This window comes from Leifsonia sp. NPDC058194 (genome assembly GCF_042883605.1).
Classification (GTDB): domain Bacteria; phylum Actinomycetota; class Actinomycetes; order Actinomycetales; family Microbacteriaceae; genus Leifsonia.
Genome location: NZ_JBHVVL010000005.1, coordinates 151,086 through 166,587, shown reverse-complemented (window position 1 = coordinate 166,587; position 15,502 = coordinate 151,086). Strand labels below are relative to the sequence as shown.

13 protein-coding genes are annotated in these 15,502 nt (G+C 70.9%); 10 read left to right on the top strand and 3 right to left on the bottom strand.

The window, feature by feature from the left end:
• Positions 1-29: 29 nt before the first annotated feature.
• The 5 genes from ACFVU2_RS18070 (at position 30) to ACFVU2_RS18050 (ending at position 5,346) form a co-directional block, all read left to right on the top strand.
• Positions 30-527 (top strand): MarR family winged helix-turn-helix transcriptional regulator, encoded by a 498-nt coding sequence (locus tag ACFVU2_RS18070; RefSeq protein WP_387877214.1) that lies wholly within the window; start codon positions 30-32, stop codon positions 525-527.
• 151 nt (positions 528-678) lie between these two features.
• Positions 679-1,464, top strand: a complete 786-nt coding sequence (locus tag ACFVU2_RS18065; RefSeq protein ID WP_387877211.1) for a DeoR/GlpR family DNA-binding transcription regulator — start codon at positions 679-681, stop codon at positions 1,462-1,464.
• Positions 1,461-2,408, top strand: coding sequence for a 1-phosphofructokinase family hexose kinase (locus ACFVU2_RS18060; RefSeq protein WP_387877208.1), 948 nt, complete (start codon positions 1,461-1,463; stop codon positions 2,406-2,408). The genes ACFVU2_RS18065 and ACFVU2_RS18060 overlap by 4 nt, the downstream gene beginning before the upstream one ends.
• Positions 2,409-2,439: 31 nt before the next feature.
• Positions 2,440-4,548: a fructose-specific PTS transporter subunit EIIC gene (locus ACFVU2_RS18055; RefSeq protein WP_387877206.1), complete on the top strand. Its 2,109-nt coding sequence runs from the start codon at positions 2,440-2,442 to the stop codon at positions 4,546-4,548.
• A gap of 78 nt (positions 4,549-4,626) precedes the next feature.
• Complete coding sequence (locus ACFVU2_RS18050) at positions 4,627-5,346, top strand: GntR family transcriptional regulator (RefSeq protein ID WP_387877205.1); 720 nt, start codon at positions 4,627-4,629, stop codon at positions 5,344-5,346.
• Positions 5,347-5,404: 58 nt separating this feature from the next.
• Here ACFVU2_RS18050 and ACFVU2_RS18045 read toward each other — a convergent pair whose 3' ends face one another.
• Both ACFVU2_RS18045 and ACFVU2_RS18040 read right to left on the bottom strand, forming a co-directional pair.
• Positions 5,405-6,757 (bottom strand): hypothetical protein, encoded by a 1,353-nt coding sequence (locus ACFVU2_RS18045; protein ID WP_387877202.1) that lies wholly within the window; start codon positions 6,755-6,757, stop codon positions 5,405-5,407.
• Positions 6,754-7,713, bottom strand: coding sequence for an N-acetylglucosamine kinase (locus ACFVU2_RS18040; protein WP_387877199.1), 960 nt, complete (start codon positions 7,711-7,713; stop codon positions 6,754-6,756). The genes ACFVU2_RS18045 and ACFVU2_RS18040 overlap by 4 nt, the downstream gene beginning before the upstream one ends.
• 343 nt (positions 7,714-8,056) lie before the next feature.
• Here ACFVU2_RS18040 and ACFVU2_RS18035 point away from each other — a divergent pair, with 343 nt between their 5' ends.
• The 5 genes from ACFVU2_RS18035 (at position 8,057) to ACFVU2_RS18015 (ending at position 14,486) form a co-directional block, all read left to right on the top strand.
• Positions 8,057-9,409 carry an ABC transporter substrate-binding protein gene (locus ACFVU2_RS18035; protein WP_387877197.1) on the top strand — a complete coding sequence of 451 codons (1,353 nt, stop codon included), beginning with the start codon at positions 8,057-8,059 and terminating at the stop codon, positions 9,407-9,409.
• A gap of 4 nt (positions 9,410-9,413) precedes the next feature.
• The gene (locus tag ACFVU2_RS18030; RefSeq protein ID WP_387877194.1) at positions 9,414-10,391 is read left to right on the top strand and encodes a carbohydrate ABC transporter permease; all 978 of its coding nucleotides are present in this window, start codon (positions 9,414-9,416) and stop codon (positions 10,389-10,391) included.
• Complete coding sequence (locus ACFVU2_RS18025) at positions 10,388-11,200, top strand: carbohydrate ABC transporter permease (protein ID WP_387877191.1); 813 nt, start codon at positions 10,388-10,390, stop codon at positions 11,198-11,200. Before ACFVU2_RS18030 ends, ACFVU2_RS18025 begins: the two co-directional genes overlap by 4 nt.
• A gap of 62 nt (positions 11,201-11,262) precedes the next feature.
• Positions 11,263-12,069, top strand: coding sequence for a 6-phosphogluconolactonase (locus ACFVU2_RS18020; protein ID WP_387877189.1), 807 nt, complete (start codon positions 11,263-11,265; stop codon positions 12,067-12,069).
• 53 nt (positions 12,070-12,122) lie between these two features.
• A complete protein-coding gene (locus ACFVU2_RS18015; protein ID WP_387877186.1) occupies positions 12,123-14,486 on the top strand; it encodes a beta-glucosidase in 2,364 nt (787 codons plus the stop codon).
• Between the two features lie 88 nt (positions 14,487-14,574).
• On the opposite strand, the gene ACFVU2_RS18010 is transcribed toward ACFVU2_RS18015, so the two are convergent.
• Positions 14,575-14,820 (bottom strand): hypothetical protein, encoded by a 246-nt coding sequence (locus ACFVU2_RS18010; RefSeq protein WP_387877184.1) that lies wholly within the window; start codon positions 14,818-14,820, stop codon positions 14,575-14,577.
• Between the last annotated feature and the right edge of the window lie 682 nt (positions 14,821-15,502).

Genomic DNA, 15,502 nt, shown 5'->3' with positions numbered 1-15,502 from the left:
TGCGAATTCGAAGCAAGTAGAATGTCGACATGACCGACGAGCCTCCCCCGCTGGACCCCGCCGAGCTCGGCGCGTACTTCGCCCTCATCGAGGTGAGCAGCCTCCTGAAGCACAGCGTCGAGCAGCAGCTCAAGGAGGCCGGTGGACTGAGCTACGTGCAGTTCCAGCTCCTCGCCCGGCTCGGCGACGCTCCGGGCGGCCGCCAGCGGATGACGGACCTGGCCGACGGCGTCGTCTACAGCCGGAGCGGTCTCACCTACCAGGTCGGACTCCTGGAGCAGGCCGGGCTCGTCGCCCGCAGTGCGTCGATCGACGACGAGCGCGCGGTGGAGGTGACCCTCACCGACGCCGGCCGCGAGGTCCTCGCCGCCGTCTTCCCCGGCCACATCGCTGTGCTCCAGGAGCTGTTCCTCGCTCCGCTGGACCACGGCGACGTGCAGGCACTCGAACGCATCCTCGGCGCGGTCCGCACGCACATGCGCGCCATCCCGCCCCGATCGGCGGCGCCACGGCGGCGGCGCTCCTGACGCGCGAGGTTCACGAAGTGGCGCCCATTCCGCCGGAATGAGCGCCACGACATGAACCTCGACGACCGCGTGCGTTGAAAGCAACACAAATGCATGTTGCTCTCTGTTGTTTCTTGTTGTAAATTGTGGGAAACCAACGGAGGGTCACCACGTGTATGCAACGGAGCGTCAGGGACTGATCGAGCGTCTGCTGCTCGATGAGGGCCGCGTCGCGGTCGTGGAGCTGTCGACGCGCTTCGGTGTCACGACCGAGACCGTGCGCCGCGATCTGGACGCCCTCGAGCAGGCCGGAGCGCTGCGTCGGGTGCACGGCGGGGCCGTCGCGATCGGGCACGGGAGCACCGCGGAGGCGAGCGTGGTCGAGCGCACGACGTTGCGTGCGGACACCAAGCAGCGCATCGCGAACCGCGCACTGGACGTGCTCGGCGACGGATTCCGTGGATCTCTCTACTTCGACGCCGGGACCACGACCGCCGCCGTCGCCGGGCTCCTCCCGGGCAGGTTGGCCGAGACCCGGGGCGAGACCGAGGTCGTCACGCACTCCCTGACGCTGGCGCCCGCGCTCGCCGGGGCGGAGCGCGTGGCGCTCACGGTCGTCGGCGGTCGCATCCGCGGTGTCACGGCCGCCGCCGTCGGCGCAGGCACGGTGCGCTCGATCCAGTCCCTCCGCCCCGACATCGTCTTCATCGGCGCCAACGGTGTCTCGGCCGGCTTCGGGCTGAGCACGCCCGACCCCGAGGAGGCGGCGGTCAAGGAGGCCATCGTGCTCGCCGCCCGGCGGGTCGTCGTGGTCGCCGACTCGAGCAAGTTCCAGCAGGAGTCCCTCGTCTCCTTCGCCGGGCTCACCGCGGTCGACCTGCTCGTCACCGATCAGGCGCCGGAGGGCGAGCTGGCCGAGGCGCTCGCCGCCGCCGACGTCGAGGTGTGGTCGGCATGATCGTCACCCTGACGGCGAACCCGTCTCTGGACCGCGCCGTCACCCTCGACGCACCCCTGCTCCCGGGCGAGGTGCAGGCGGCCGTCGCCGCACGCGAGGACGCCGGCGGTAAGGGCATCAACGTCGCCCGGGTCGTCGCGACCGCGGGCATCCCGTCGCTCGCGGTGCTCCCCCTCGCCGTGGACGACCCGTTCGGAGCAGCCCTGCAGGCCACCGGGGTGCCGACGCGCCGCGTGCCGATCCGCGGGCACGCCCGCGCCAACCTGACGATCACCGACCCGGCGGGAGTCACCACCAAGCTGAACCTCCCCGGGGCCGTCCTCGAACCAGCGGACGCCGCCGCGCTCGTCGAGGCGGTCGTCGAGGCCTGCGCCGGAGCGCGCTGGCTCGCCCTGGCGGGCTCCCTTCCGCCCGGAGCCGGCGACGACTTCTATGTGTCGGTGATCCGGGCCGTGCGTGAGCGCTGGGGCGACGCGGCCCCGAAGGTCGCGGTCGACACGTCGGGGGAGGCGCTGCGCACCGTCGTGCTGGGCGCACATCCCGACCTGATCAAGCCGAACGAGGAGGAGCTGGCCGAGCTGGCCGGTGTCGCCCTCGACGATGAGGACCTGCCGCGGGCGGTCGCCGCGGTCGCACGCACCCTCGTCCCGGAGCGCGTCGGCGCGGTCCTGGTCACCCTGGGCGCACGCGGCTCCGTCCTCGTCACCGGCGACGGCGCCCTCGCCGCCGGCGCGCCGCGCATTCGCGTGCGCAGCACGGTCGGCGCCGGCGACAGCGCGCTCGCGGGCTACCTGCTCGCCGACATCGCCGCCGCCACCCCGGCCGAACGGCTCGTGAACGCCATCCGCTACGGCTCAGCGGCAGCGACGCTGCCCGGCACGCAGCCGCCCCGCCCCGCCGATCTGCCCGGCGACGACATCCCCGTCGCCGCGCTCCATCCCTGAACCCACCACCCGCACCACCCTGGAGGCACCTGTGTCATCGAAGACCATCACTCCCCGGCTCGTCGGGCTCGACCTCGCGGTCGGCACCGACAAGAGCGCCGTCATCCGCGAGCTCGCCGGCCGCGTCGTCGCCGAGGGCCGCGCAACCGACGCCGACGCCCTGTTCGAGGACGCCTGGGCGCGAGAGCAGAAGGACGAGACCGGCCTGCCCGGCGGCATCGCCATCCCGCACGCCAAGAGCACCGCAGTGACCACCCCGTCGCTCGCGTTCGCGCGGCTGAAGCCGGGCGTCGACTTCGGTGCGTCCGACGGGCCCGCGGATCTCGTCTTCCTCATCGCCGCGCCCGCCGATGCGGCCGAGGCCCACCTCGCCGTGCTCTCGAAGCTCGCCCGCAGCCTGATGCTCGACGAGTTCACGGCCGGGCTGCGCGCGGCCACCACGCCGGAGGAGGTCGTCGCCCTCGTCGACGAGGCGATCGGCGAGGCGGAGTCGGAGGAGGTGGCCGAGGCGGAGGCAGCGTCGCGGCCTGCGCCGGCTTCCCCGCCCGCGGGCGACACGGCGCCTGGCGCCGACCGGACCACGCCCGATGCACTGCTCGTCGACGGCCGCCCCGCGCGCATCGTCGCCGTCACCTCCTGCGCCACCGGCATCGCCCACACCTTCATGGCGGCCGACGCCCTCACCGCCGCCGGCGCGAAGTCGGGCATCGACCTCGTGGTGGAGCCGCAGGGCTCCAGCGGCTACAAGGCTCTCCCGCAGAGCGTCATCGACGCCGCGGACGCCGTCATCTTCGCCAACGACGTGGATGTGCGCGAGGAGGCCCGGTTCGCCGGCAAGCCCGTCGTGCGCACCGGCGTCAAGAGCGGCATCGAGCGACCGGGCGACCTCATCGCCGAGGCGGTCGCGGTCGCAGCCGACCCGAACGGCGCCCGGGTCACGACGGGCGGGGCCTCCGCGCAAGCCGCCGCGCCGCAGGACGCCTCGTGGGGCCGCAGGATCCAGCGCATCCTGCTCACCGGCGTCAGCTACATGATCCCGTTCGTCGCGGGCGGCGGCCTGCTCATCGCGATCAGCTTCCTGCCGTTCCTCGGCGGCTACGGCATCGCCTTGGCGCACGGCACGGACGGTGTCAACAACGCCGTATACACGCTTCAGCACTACGCCATCTGGAATCTGCCGCCCGAGGGGCTCGGCTACTACCTCGGCGCCATCGCGTTCGAGATCGGGAGCGTGAGCCTCGGCTTCCTGGTACCGGCACTCGCCGGCTACATCGCCTTCGCCATCGCCGACCGGCCGGGCATCGCCCCCGGCTTCGTGGCGGGCGCGATCGCGGTCTTCATGAACGCGGGGTTCCTCGGGGGCCTCATCGGCGGTCTCCTCGCCGGGTTCGCCGCGTGGCTCATCGGCCGGCCGGCGGTTCCCCGGTGGCTGCGCGGTCTGATGCCCGTCGTGATCATCCCGCTCGGCGCGTCCATCATCGCCTCGGGCTTGATGCTGCTGATCCTCGGAGCGCCGATCGCATGGCTGATGACCCAGCTGACCGGTTTCCTGAACGGCCTGAGCGGTGCCGGAGCGATCGTGCTCGGGGTCATCCTCGGCCTCATGATGTGCTTCGACCTCGGCGGCCCGATCAACAAGGTCGCCTACGCCTTCGCCGTCGCCGGGCTCGCCCAGCAGACCGACGCCAGCTTCCAGATCATGGCCGCGGTCATGATCGCCGGCATGGTCCCGCCGCTCGGCATGGCGCTCGCGTCGACCGTGCTCTACCGCCGCGGCTTCACCCAGGTCGAGCGTGAGAACGGGGCGGCCGCGTGGCTGCTCGGTGCCTCCTTCATCTCGGAGGGTGCGATCCCGTTCGCGGCGGCCGACCCGCTGCGCGTCATCCCCGCGAACCTCGTCGGCGGCGCGGTGGCGGGCGGTCTCGCCATGGCCTTCGGGGTCGAGTCGCGGGCCCCGCACGGCGGCGTCTTCGTCTTCTTCGCCATCGACCCGATCTGGGGATTCCTCCTCGCCCTCGCCGCCGGGACTGTCGTCACCGCGTTCGTCGTCGTCGCCCTCAAGCGCTTCGCCGCACCGAACCGCTCCGCGGCCATCGGAGCGGAGGATGCGGTCGACGAGGCCGAACCCGCCCTCGTCTGAGCCGTCCTCGGCTCCTCGCCCAGTTGAACCAGGGAGCGGCAAACCCCGTCCAAAGTCGGCCATTGGTATGGTGGCGGGGTGAAAGCTCCGACGATCACCACCCAGGTCTCGCGCGAACTCGGCATGGCCATCAACCACGGGATCTACCTGCCCGGCACCCGGCTGCCCGGGGAGCGGCTGCTGGCGGAGAGCCTTCACGTCAGCCGCAGCACGGTCAGGATGGCGCTGGAGGACCTCGAGCGACAGGGGCGCGTCGCCCGCTCGCCGCAGCGTGGCTGGTTCGTGCCGAGCCCCACCGTGGGCGAGCCGCCCAGCACGCTGGAGAGCTTCACCGAGATGGCCAGGCAGCGCGGGCACGTCCCGACGGCCCAGGTGCTCGAGAAGTCGGTGCGCTCGGCGACGCTGGACGAGGCCAACCAGCTGGGCATCGAGCCCGGCGCCGAGGTGCTCGCGCTGGTGCGGCTCCGGGGCATGAACTCCACGCCGATCTGCGTGGACCAGAACGTGCTCCCGCTCGCGCTGGCCCACGCGCTGCTCGAGGTGGACCTGACCGACGCCTCCCTCTACGAGAGCCTGCAGACGCACTGCGCGGTGAGCATCTACCGGAGCGCCTACAGCGTTCAGGCGGAGGCCGCCAACGCCGACCAGGCCGTCCTCCTGCGGATCCCGCAGGGGAGTCCGGTGCTGGTCGGGCGCGAGATCGCCTATGTCCGCGGTGGCGCGCCGGTGCTCCTGGGGCTGAACACGTACCGCGGCGACGCGTACCGGTTCCACGCCGACCTGTACCGCGCCGAGTGACGGCATGACGCGAGGGGCCTGGGACCACCACCGGGTCCCAGGCCCCTCGCGTCACGGTTCAGGCCAGCTCGGGCAGCGCGTCCTTCTGCAGCTCCAAGAACTCGTCGAGCATCGCGACCGCACGGTTGTGGGAGTCGACGACCGGGTCGAGCAGGATGGCCTGCAGCAGCTTCGTCTTCGACTTCTCCGCGTACGCCTCGACGAGGAGCTTGTGGATGCTGCCCTGCAGGCGCACCATCGCCGACACGGCCTCCGGCAGCGGCTCGGTCGGGATCGGGACGAGCTCGCCGTCGACCACCTGCGCCGCGACCTCCACGACCATGTCGTCCGGCAGGCCGGGGATCGCACCCCGGTTGGGCAGGTTCACGGCGGGCAGGTCGCGCTCGACACCGCAGGCGACCCACTCGATGATCGGGATCGCGAGCTCCTCGGAGGAGACCAGGGGCCGCTCGGCGAGCGTGTCCTCCAGCGACTTCTGCGCGTGCTTCGGCGGCTGATACGGGCGGTCGGTGTCCGCGAACCGGATCTCGTAGTACCACTCCGGCGTCGCCGCCCCCTCGCGCCAGGGCGAGCCGTCCGCGGGATCGTGGAAGTACTGCAGCTGCGCGGGGACGTAGTCGTCGGCCCACGAGAGGTACTCGCCGATGTGGTTGGCACTGGGCGAGGGCCAGAGGCCGAAGCGGCGCAGCAGGATGCGCGAGAGCGCGACCTCGTGCCAGTCGGACACCCAGTTCGCGGAGTGCTCGAGCTCGCGCAAGCGCGGGTAGAGGTCCTCGCCGGTCGCCCGGTCGCGGACCCGCTGGAACCAGGTGAAGTGGTTGATCCCCGCCGCGGCGAGATCGAGCTCGTCGAGCGGCCTGTCGAGCAGGGCGGCGATCTGGCGGGCGCCCTGGAAGTAGCCGTGGCAGAGGCCGACGACCTTCACGTTCGTCAGCCGGGTGATCGCCTCGCACACCTTGTGCTCCGGGTTGGAGAAGTTGAGGAAGACGGCGTCGGGGGCGAGCCGCTCGATGGCGCGGGCGATCTCGAGCAGCGGCGTGAACTGCCGGAGCGCGTGGAAGAGCCCGCCGGGGCCGCCGTTCTCGCCGTAGACCTGCCGGAAGCCGTAGCGGCGGGGGATGGTGAAGTCCTGCGACCAGTAGTGGTAGCGGTTCACCTCGATCGCGGTCACGACGAAGTCCGCCCCGGTCACCGCGGCGTCGAGGTCGGTCGTCGACGTCACCGTCGCCGCGTGGCCGAGGCGCGCGATCACGCCGCGGGCGTACTCCTCCATCTCGGCGAGCGGTTCGGCGGCGATGTCCATGAGCTGGATCTCGAGGCCCTTCGCGGCGATCGGCTCGCTCAGGAGCAGGTCGCGGATGATGGTGCCGGCGAACTCGCGGCTGCCGGCGCCGATGAGCGTTACTTTCACTGTGGGATGACTCCGATCTGGATGGGGGGACGTCCGGCGGCGAGCAGGCCGCGGGCGAGTGCGAGGGCGCCGTGGACGGGCGTCCGGTCGAGGATGGCCAGGGGGAGGCCGTCGGCCCGCTCGGCGAGGGAGGTGCGGAACGCGTCCTGGAGGCGGGGCTGGCGTTGCACGACCGAGCCGCCGGCGACGACGGTGTCCGCCCGGATGCCGCGCTCGATCAGCCGGACGACGAGCCCGGCGAGGCGGTCTCCCGCGTCGGCGATGACGGCGGCCGCCAGCTCCGACCCTTCGTCCGCTGCGGCGAAAACCTCGGGCGCGGAGCGGCCCCAGACCTCTGCGGCCGACGACTCGGTCACGGCGAGGGCCAGCTCGGCGGCGTCGCCGGCGTCGAACGCCGCCAGCAGCCGCACTCCCAGGGGGTCGAACGGGTTGCCGCGGTCGACATCGTCCAGGACCGCCCGCGTCGCCTCGCGCACCAGGCCGGGGGCGCTTCCTTCGTCGCCCAGCAGCCAGCCCCAGCCGCCTGCGGTCACGAGGCCGCCGTCGGCATCGCGCGCCGTCGCGATGGATCCGGTGCCGACCACGACGCCGATCGCCGCCCCGGCGCCCATCGCCGGGGCGATGAGCTCCGAGTCGTTCACGACGAGGACCGGCCCCTCCCAGCGGATGGCCAGGGCGCGCTGGAAGGCCGCGCACTGGGCGGTGTTCTCGCAACCGTGCGCACCGACCGCGACGGCCGCGGTGCGGGCGTCGTCGCCGAACCGGTCGAGGATGAGGTCGTGGACGGCCCGGGCATCCGCCTCGACGTCGCCCAGCCCGGCGCGCCAGGACGACGACGGCACGGTCTCCTCGCGCAGGGTCGTTCCGGCGTCGATGTCAGCATCGATGTCCTCGGCGTCGGCGAGCGCCAGCTGCGTCTTCGTGCCGCCGATGTCGATGCCGATCACAGTGGTCATGGGGGTTCCTCGGAGTGCTCGGTGTCGCGACTCTGCGCGCCGCCGTCGTCGGCGGACTCTCCACGCTAACCACAAGAAGACCAGTTATGCCAGTTCATGGTGGATTAACAACCAGATGGGCGACTGGTCTGTCTCTTCGCTCCGGTCGAGGCCCGATGACGGGCCGTTCCGGGCCCGCAGATCGGCGCCCATCGCGGCGCAGGCGAGCGCCCGAAGGCAGACCAGTTGCGTGAATGGTTGATAATCGTCGGCCAACTGGACTAACTGAGCTGGTCAAGATTAGCGTTGCTCCCGCGTCGACTGACCGGCGTGAACGATTGGCGACGAGTTAAAGGAGACTCGCATGAAGAAGCGGCACCTCGTCGGAGCTGTTGCTCTGGCGACCGGACTTGCCCTGGGGCTGGCGGCGTGCGCACCGGGCGGATCCGCGGCGGCGGATTCGTCCCGTCCCGTCTCGAAAGACGTGTCCGGCAAGGACGTCACCCTCAAGATCCTCGACTTCTGGCAGAACGATGAAGGCAAGTGGATGGACTCGGTCGTCTCGGCGTTCGAGAAGCAGCACCCCAACATCACGATCAAGCGCACCACGCAGGACTGGGGCCAGGTCAACAACACGGTCAACCTGCGCCTGGCGGACCCGAACGGCCCCGACATCGCCCTGGTCAACAACGGCTGGTCCGCGATGGGCACGCTCGCCAAGAGCGGCCGCATCCTGAACCTCGACGCCTACTCGAAGCTCTACGGCTGGGACAAGGAGATCCCGGACACCATCGCCCGCCAGACGCAGTTCACGTCCGACGGCAAGCAGATGGGCACCGGCTCGCTGTACGCGACCCCAGCGGCGAGATCGTCGCTGATCGGCCTCTACTACAACAAGTCGATGCTGGACGAGCTGGGGCTGGCGGTCCCGAAGACGCTCGCCGACTTCGAGAAGGACGCGGCGGCGATCAAGGCGGCGGGCAAGGTCCCGATCGCCTACGGCTCCCTCGACAAGGGGTCCTCGACCTCCATCCTGTTCGCGACCCAGAACCTCTACGCCCCCGCCGACAAGATCGGCGACTTCGTCTACTCGAACGGCGACGTGCCGATCACCGACACCGGGATCGTCCAGGCCGCCACCGACGTGAAGAAGTGGGCGGACGCCGGCTGGTTCACACCGAACTACGCGGGGCTCCAGTACGCCGACGCCCAGAACGACTTCCTGAGCGGCAACGCCGCCTTCCGGTTCGAGTACACCGGTTCGCTGGCGTTCTCGGACGCGCAGAAGCAGACCTTCGGCTACGTGCAGCTGCCCCAGGTCGAGGGCGGCGACGTCGTCGGCACGGGCGCGTCGGCGGCCAACCTGGCGATCTCGGCCAAGTCGAAGAACCCCGATGCGGCTGCGGCCTTCCTGGACTTCATGGCCAGCAAGACGGCCGCGCAGGAGGCGATCGACCACGGCTTCCTGCCGCTGCTCCACTCGGACCTGAACATCCCGACGGGCAACCCGGAGCTCGCGAGCGAGATCACGGCGCAGCAGTCGCTCGACAAGAGCAACGGCTACACGCCGTACTTCGACTGGTCCACCCCGACGATGCTCGACACCATCGGCGGCCAGCTCCAGCAGATGCTCGCCGGGCAGGTCACGCCCAAGCAGCTCGCCGACGCCGGCCAGAAGGACTACGACGCCTTCCAGGCCGAGCGGGCGAAGGGCTGACGCCATGACCTCGTCCGATCTGGTGCAGCGGACGGAGGCCCCGGCCGCTGCACCGGCGGCGGTCCGCCGGCCTCCCCGGGGCGGTGCGACGTCGCGGCGGCGCCTGTCGCCGAGAGCGCGCCGCCGTCGCTGGCTCGGGCTGGCGTTCGCCGCGCCGGCGCTCCTGTTCTACGGGTTCGTCGTGCTCGTGCCCATCGTTCAGAGCCTGAACTACTCGTTCTACAGCTGGGACGGCGTCAGCGTCGCCCGGTGGGTGGGTCTCAGCAACTACGTCTCGTTCTTCACCGACCCGGCGCTGCTGGAGTCGCTCGCGCATGTGCTCGTCCTGGTCGTGTTCTTCGCCCTCATCCCGATCGCGCTCGGCCTGTTCTCGGCCGCGCTGCTGGGGCGCGGGCGGACGCGCGGCAGCGGTGTCTACCGCTGGCTGCTGTTCCTCCCGCAGGTGCTCACGAGCGTGGTCGTCGCGGTCATCTGGAAGCGCATCTACGGACCGGACGGCCCGCTCAACAGCGCGTTGCGCGCCGTCGGGCTCGGCGACCTGGCGAAGAACTGGCTGGGCGACTTCACCTGGGCGCTGCCCGCACTCGGCGTCATCGGCACCTGGACGGCGATGGGGCTGTGCATGGTGCTCTTCGTCGCCGGCGTCGCCGCGGTTCCCGGCGAGCTCTACGAGCAGGCCCGCATCGACGGCGCCGGACCGGTGAGGGAGTTCTTCTCGATCACCCTCCCGAGCCTCAAGGGTCAGATCGCGGTGGCTCTCACGCTCACCGTGACCGGTGCCCTGCGCGCCTTCGACCTCGTCTGGGTGACGACGCAGGGCGGTCCCGGCACGTCGACGACGACGCCCGCCCTCCTGCTGTACCGCAAGGCGTTCCTCAACCCGGACGTGGGCATGGCCGCGGCCATCGGCATCATCCTCGCCGTCGTCTGCCTGCTCGTCGCCCTCATCATCACCCGACTGTCCGAGGAGAAGAACGCATGATCTCCCGCGCCGAGCGCCTGCTGAACCACACCGTCCTGATCCTGGTGTCGATCTTCGTCCTCTTCCCGGTGGTCTGGTTCCTGTTCACAGCCCTGAGCCCGAATCGGAGCGGTCAGCTCGACCTCCTGCATCCGCAGTGGGACAACTTCGCGGTCGCCTGGAACGCCGGAGGCTTCGGTTCGGCGATGGTCGCATCCGCCGTCATCACGGTCGGCGCCGTCGTCGGGCAGACCGTGCTGGCCATCCTCTCCGGGTTCGCCTTCGGGGTCCTCGGGGTCGCCGGCCAGAAGGTCATCTTCCCGCTCGTGCTGTTCGGCCTGATGATCTCGGCCGAGGTCTTCATCATCCCGCTCTACTACACGTTCCAGTCGCTGGGGCTGACGAACTCGTGGCTCGGCCTGATCATCATCCAGATCGGGATGGGCGTGCCGTTCGGCGCGTTCTGGATGCGCGCGACGTTCCGTGCCGTCCCGCCGTCGCTCATCGAAGCGGCGGAGATGGACGGCGCCCGTTCGTGGCGCATCCTCTGGCAGGTGCTGCTCCCGATCTCGCGGCCCGCCGTCCTCACCCTGGCGCTGCTGTCGTTCATGTGGACCTGGAACGACTTCTTCCTCTCGCTGGTGTTCATCGCCGACCCGTCGATCCAGCCCGCCACCCTCGCCCTCGGCGTCTTCCAGGGCAAGAACACCCTCGACGTCAACCTGCTGGCTGCCGGGTCGCTGATCGTCGCCGTGCCCGTGCTGCTCCTCTACGCCTTCTTCCAGCGCCACTTCATCAGCGGCGTGCTCAACGGCGCGATCAAGGAGTGAGGCGCCCGCCTCCGTGCGAGCGCCCGACGTGTCCTTCCCCGACCCTCAGACAAGGAGTCCCCATGCGCATCGCGCCCGAAATCCTCGACACCCCCGACGACGTCGGCCGCTCCGCCGCCGAGCAGATCGCCGATGCGATCGCGGCAGCGGCAGCGGAGGGACGGACATTCGTCCTGGGCTGTCCGACCGGCCGCAGCCCGCTCACCACGTACGAGCAGCTCGCCCGCCTCGTCGCCGACCGCGGCCTCGACCTCAGCCGCGTCGTCATCGCTCTGATGGACGAGTACGTCGAGCAGGTCGACGACGGCTTCCGCGCGGTCGACCCCTCGCTCGCCCACAGCTGCGTCGGGTACGGCCGGCGCGACATCCTCGACCGCCTCAACCGGGCGGCGCGCCCTGAGCACCGCATCCCGGAGACGAACCTCTGGTATCCGGACCCGCACGCCGAGGCCGGCGACTACGACCGACGGCTGGCGGAGGCCGGGGGGATCGACGTCTTCCTGCTGGCGTCCGGCGCCTCCGACGGCCACGTCGCCCTCAATCCGGTCGGCGCGGCGGAGGACACCGTCACTCGGGTCGTCGCTCTGGGCGACGACACGCGCCGCGACAACCTCGGTACCTTCCCCAGCCTCGGCAGCCTTGATCGGGCGCCGCGGTTCGGGGTCACGGTCGGCATCGGCACCATCCGCGACCTCTCGCGCGCCGCGATCATGGTCGTCACCGGCGAGCACAAGCAATCGACCGTGCGCCGGCTGGCGGCAGCGGATTCGTACGAGCCGGACTGGCCGGCGACGATCCTGACCCGCTGCGCCTCCCCGCGGTTCCTCGTCGACAGCAGCGCAGCAGCGCTCCTGCAGACCACCCGCTGACGCCTCGGCACCCACCCGCTCGGACACGGTTCCGCGCCCTGGAAGGAAACACCATGCACGTCCCCCCGTTCGATGTCGACGAAACCCTGGCCGCGCTCACCCTGGAGGAGAAGGCGTCGCTGCTCTCGGGCGTCGACGACTGGTTCACCCAGACGATCGACCGCCCCGGCCTGCCCGCGCCCGTCCCCGCGATCGAGGTCGGCGACGGCCCGCACGGACTGCGCAAGGAGACCGGCGTCGACATGGTGTGGGTGCCGGCGACCGGCTTCCCGACCGCCGCGGCGATGGGGGCGTCCTGGGACAGGGAGCTGATGCGCCGGGTCGGTGCCGCGATCGGCGAGGAGGCCGGGGCCGAAGGCGTCCAGGTCGTCCTCGGGCCCGGCGTCAACATGAAGCGCTCGCCGCTCTGCGGGCGCAACTTCGAGTACTTCTCCGAGGATCCGCTCCACGCGGGCGAACTCGGCGCAGCGTACGTCGACGGCGTGCAGTCCACGGGCGTCGGGACCTCGCTGAAGCACTTCGCCGCGAACAACCAGGAGATCGAGCGCACGCGGATCTCCGTCGTCGCCGACGAGCGCACCCTCCGCGAGACGTACCTCGCCGCGTTCGAGCGGGTCGTCCGGCTCGCCGACCCGTGGACCGTGATGTGCTCCTACAACCGGCTGCTGGGAGTCCACGCCTCGCAGAACCATTGGCTGCTGACCGAGGTGCTGCGCGACGACTGGGGATACGCCGGTGCCGTGGTCTCCGACTGGAACGCCGTGCACGACCGGGTCGCCGCCCTGCGGGCGGGTCTGGATCTGGAGATGCCGGGCACCGCGGGCCGGACGGACGCGGAGGTCGTCGCCGCCGTCCGTGCGGGCGAGCTCGACGAGTCCGTCGTCGACCGGGCCGCGCGACGGGTGCTCGCGCTCGTCGCCCGCGCGTATCCCGCCGCTGATCAGGTCGACGGTGCGGTGATGGATCTCGGGCACACCGCGGGCGACCGCCTCAGCGGCGAGCAGCTCGTGCTGCTGCGGGCCGACGAGCACCACCGGCTCGCGCGGGAGGCCGCCGCGGCCTGCATCACGCTGCTCCGCAACACGTCCGCCTCCGAGGCGGCCGCGCCGGTCCTTCCGCTCGCCGAGCACGGTGACGCGCGGATCGCCGTGATCGGGGCGTTCGCCGAGCACGCGCGCATCCAGGGCGGAGGGTCCTCCGGTGTCGATCCGACATTCGTCGACGTCCCCCTCGAGGCCGTGCGCGCCATCGCGGGCGACCGGGTCACGTTCGCCCCCGGTTATGTGCACGCCATCCGCAACGCGTACCAGGACGACAACCTCGCCATCCTCGCCGCGCACGGCGTCGGCTTCGACGAGGAGAAGCCGGCGGTCGCCCGACGGTCGGCGACGCTCGCCAAGGAGCTGCACCTCGCCGAGGCCGTCCAGCGCGCGGGCCGCGGCCCCCTCTCGGCCGCCGCAGAGCGACTCATCGACGAAGCCGCGACCCTCGCGGCGCAGGCGGAGGCGATCGTCGTCTTCGCCGGGCTGCCGCTCTCGTACGAGCAGGAGGCCAACGACCGCGACTCCCTCGACCTGCCCGCCGACCAGGTCGCCCTGATCTCCCGGCTCGCCGACGTGCGCGAGCGCACGGGGGCGTCGCTCACCGTGGTGCTCTCGAACGGCTCGCCGGTCTCCCTGGACCCGTGGCACGATCGGGTCGACGCCATCGTCGAGGCCGGCCTGAGCGGACAGGGCACGGGTCACGCAGTGGCCGACGTGCTCTTCGGCCGGGCCAACCCCTCCGGCAAGCTCGCCGAGACCTATCCGCTGGCCGTCGAGGACACCCCCGGCTTCCCGAACTGGATCGGCGAGCGCGGCACCGTGCTCTACGGCGAGGGCGTCTTCATCGGCTACCGCTGGTACGACGCACTGAACCGGCGTGTGCGGTACCCCTTCGGGCACGGCCTCTCCTACACGACCTTCTCGTACGGCGACCTCTCGGTCGATGTCGTCGACGCTGCTGCCGCCCGCGTGGAGGTCGCCCTGACGGTCCGCAATGACGGCGCCCGCGCCGGCGCCGAGATCGTGCAGCTCTACGTCGGGGACCCCGACGCTGAGGTGCACCGTCCGGTGCGCGAGCTCCGCGGCTTCGAGAAGGTGCTCATCGAGCCGGGGGAGTCGGCGCGGGTCGCGTTCTCCCTCGAGAGCCGCGACTTCGCGTACTGGGACTCCGCGGCGCTGCGCCCGGACGGCCGGCCCGGCCTCTGGCGCCGTGAGGGCGGGGAGTTCCGGATCGCCGTCGGTGCGTCCTCGCGCGACATCCGTCTCACCGCCGCGATCGAACTCCCGGACGACCCGTCGATCCCGCCCCTGGTGCCCGACGCCGGGCTGATCGACATCGCCGCCTCCCGGTTCGTGCAGGGCCACGCGGGCTGAGCGGCGCCGCCACCCGTCGAGGTTCACGTTGTGGCGCTCATTCCGCCGGAATAGCGACCACGACGTGAACCTCGCGGGAGACGACAGCTCAGTTGCTGAGGACGGCGACGAGCCCGACGACGATGAGCCCTAGGCCTCCGACCACGCAGACAACGGTCGACACCACCATTGCCCGATGAATCAGGCGGCGTCGCTGTGCGGCGTGGGGACTCGACGGGTCGACGAACAGCTTCGTAGCCCAGGCCTCATTGATCCCGACGTACGGTTCACGCGGCGGCGGGTCACGCCGGGGAGCGCCCTCGGACGGATCGCCGTCACCGTCGCCCAGTGTCATGTCGTCACCCTAATGCGAGACGCAGCTTGAGTTGGCAGTTGAACAACGCAGGTGGCAGTGAAGATGACGCGGGTTTCGCTGGTGCCCGCCATGGTCGCATGCACAATCCATGTTGGCAGTGATTTTGATCGACTTCTGCCTGGACGGTGTCAGGAGGCGTTGTGGGCGCTTGTTTCGACGAAGTGCTCGGCGGAGCCGCGGATCAACCCTGTTGGCCCGCACAACCAGAGCTTGCGGCTGACTCTCTCTTACGGATGGCGGCGGTTGCGCATACCGTCGCCCTCTTCACGCACGGCGTTTCGGGAATGCCTGCGGATGATGCGGGTCGGGCCCCGCACCATCCGCCTCAGCCGCGGGCTCCAAGTGGAAGCCTGGGAGGGGATCGGCGTGCGAGGATGGCACCCGGTTCCGTCGATGCGGCCGCAGCATCCACTCGGACGTAAAAGCCTTGCCGGTGAGCAGCGTCGACCCGACCGGGCGCCTGTCTGTCATCGAACCGACGTCCCCAGGGGTAGAGGAGTGAGCGCCGCTACGCGCGCTTGCCGAGTCCGGGCGCGCCACCTTGGTACACCGTGATTCGAGTGCTCGACGCTGGAGCTGCCGGACCCTCGAATGAGCCAGTCCAGCGCTGCTGGTTCGCGGCTTGGCGGCGCTTCGCTTCGACCTGATAGCGACGCATCGA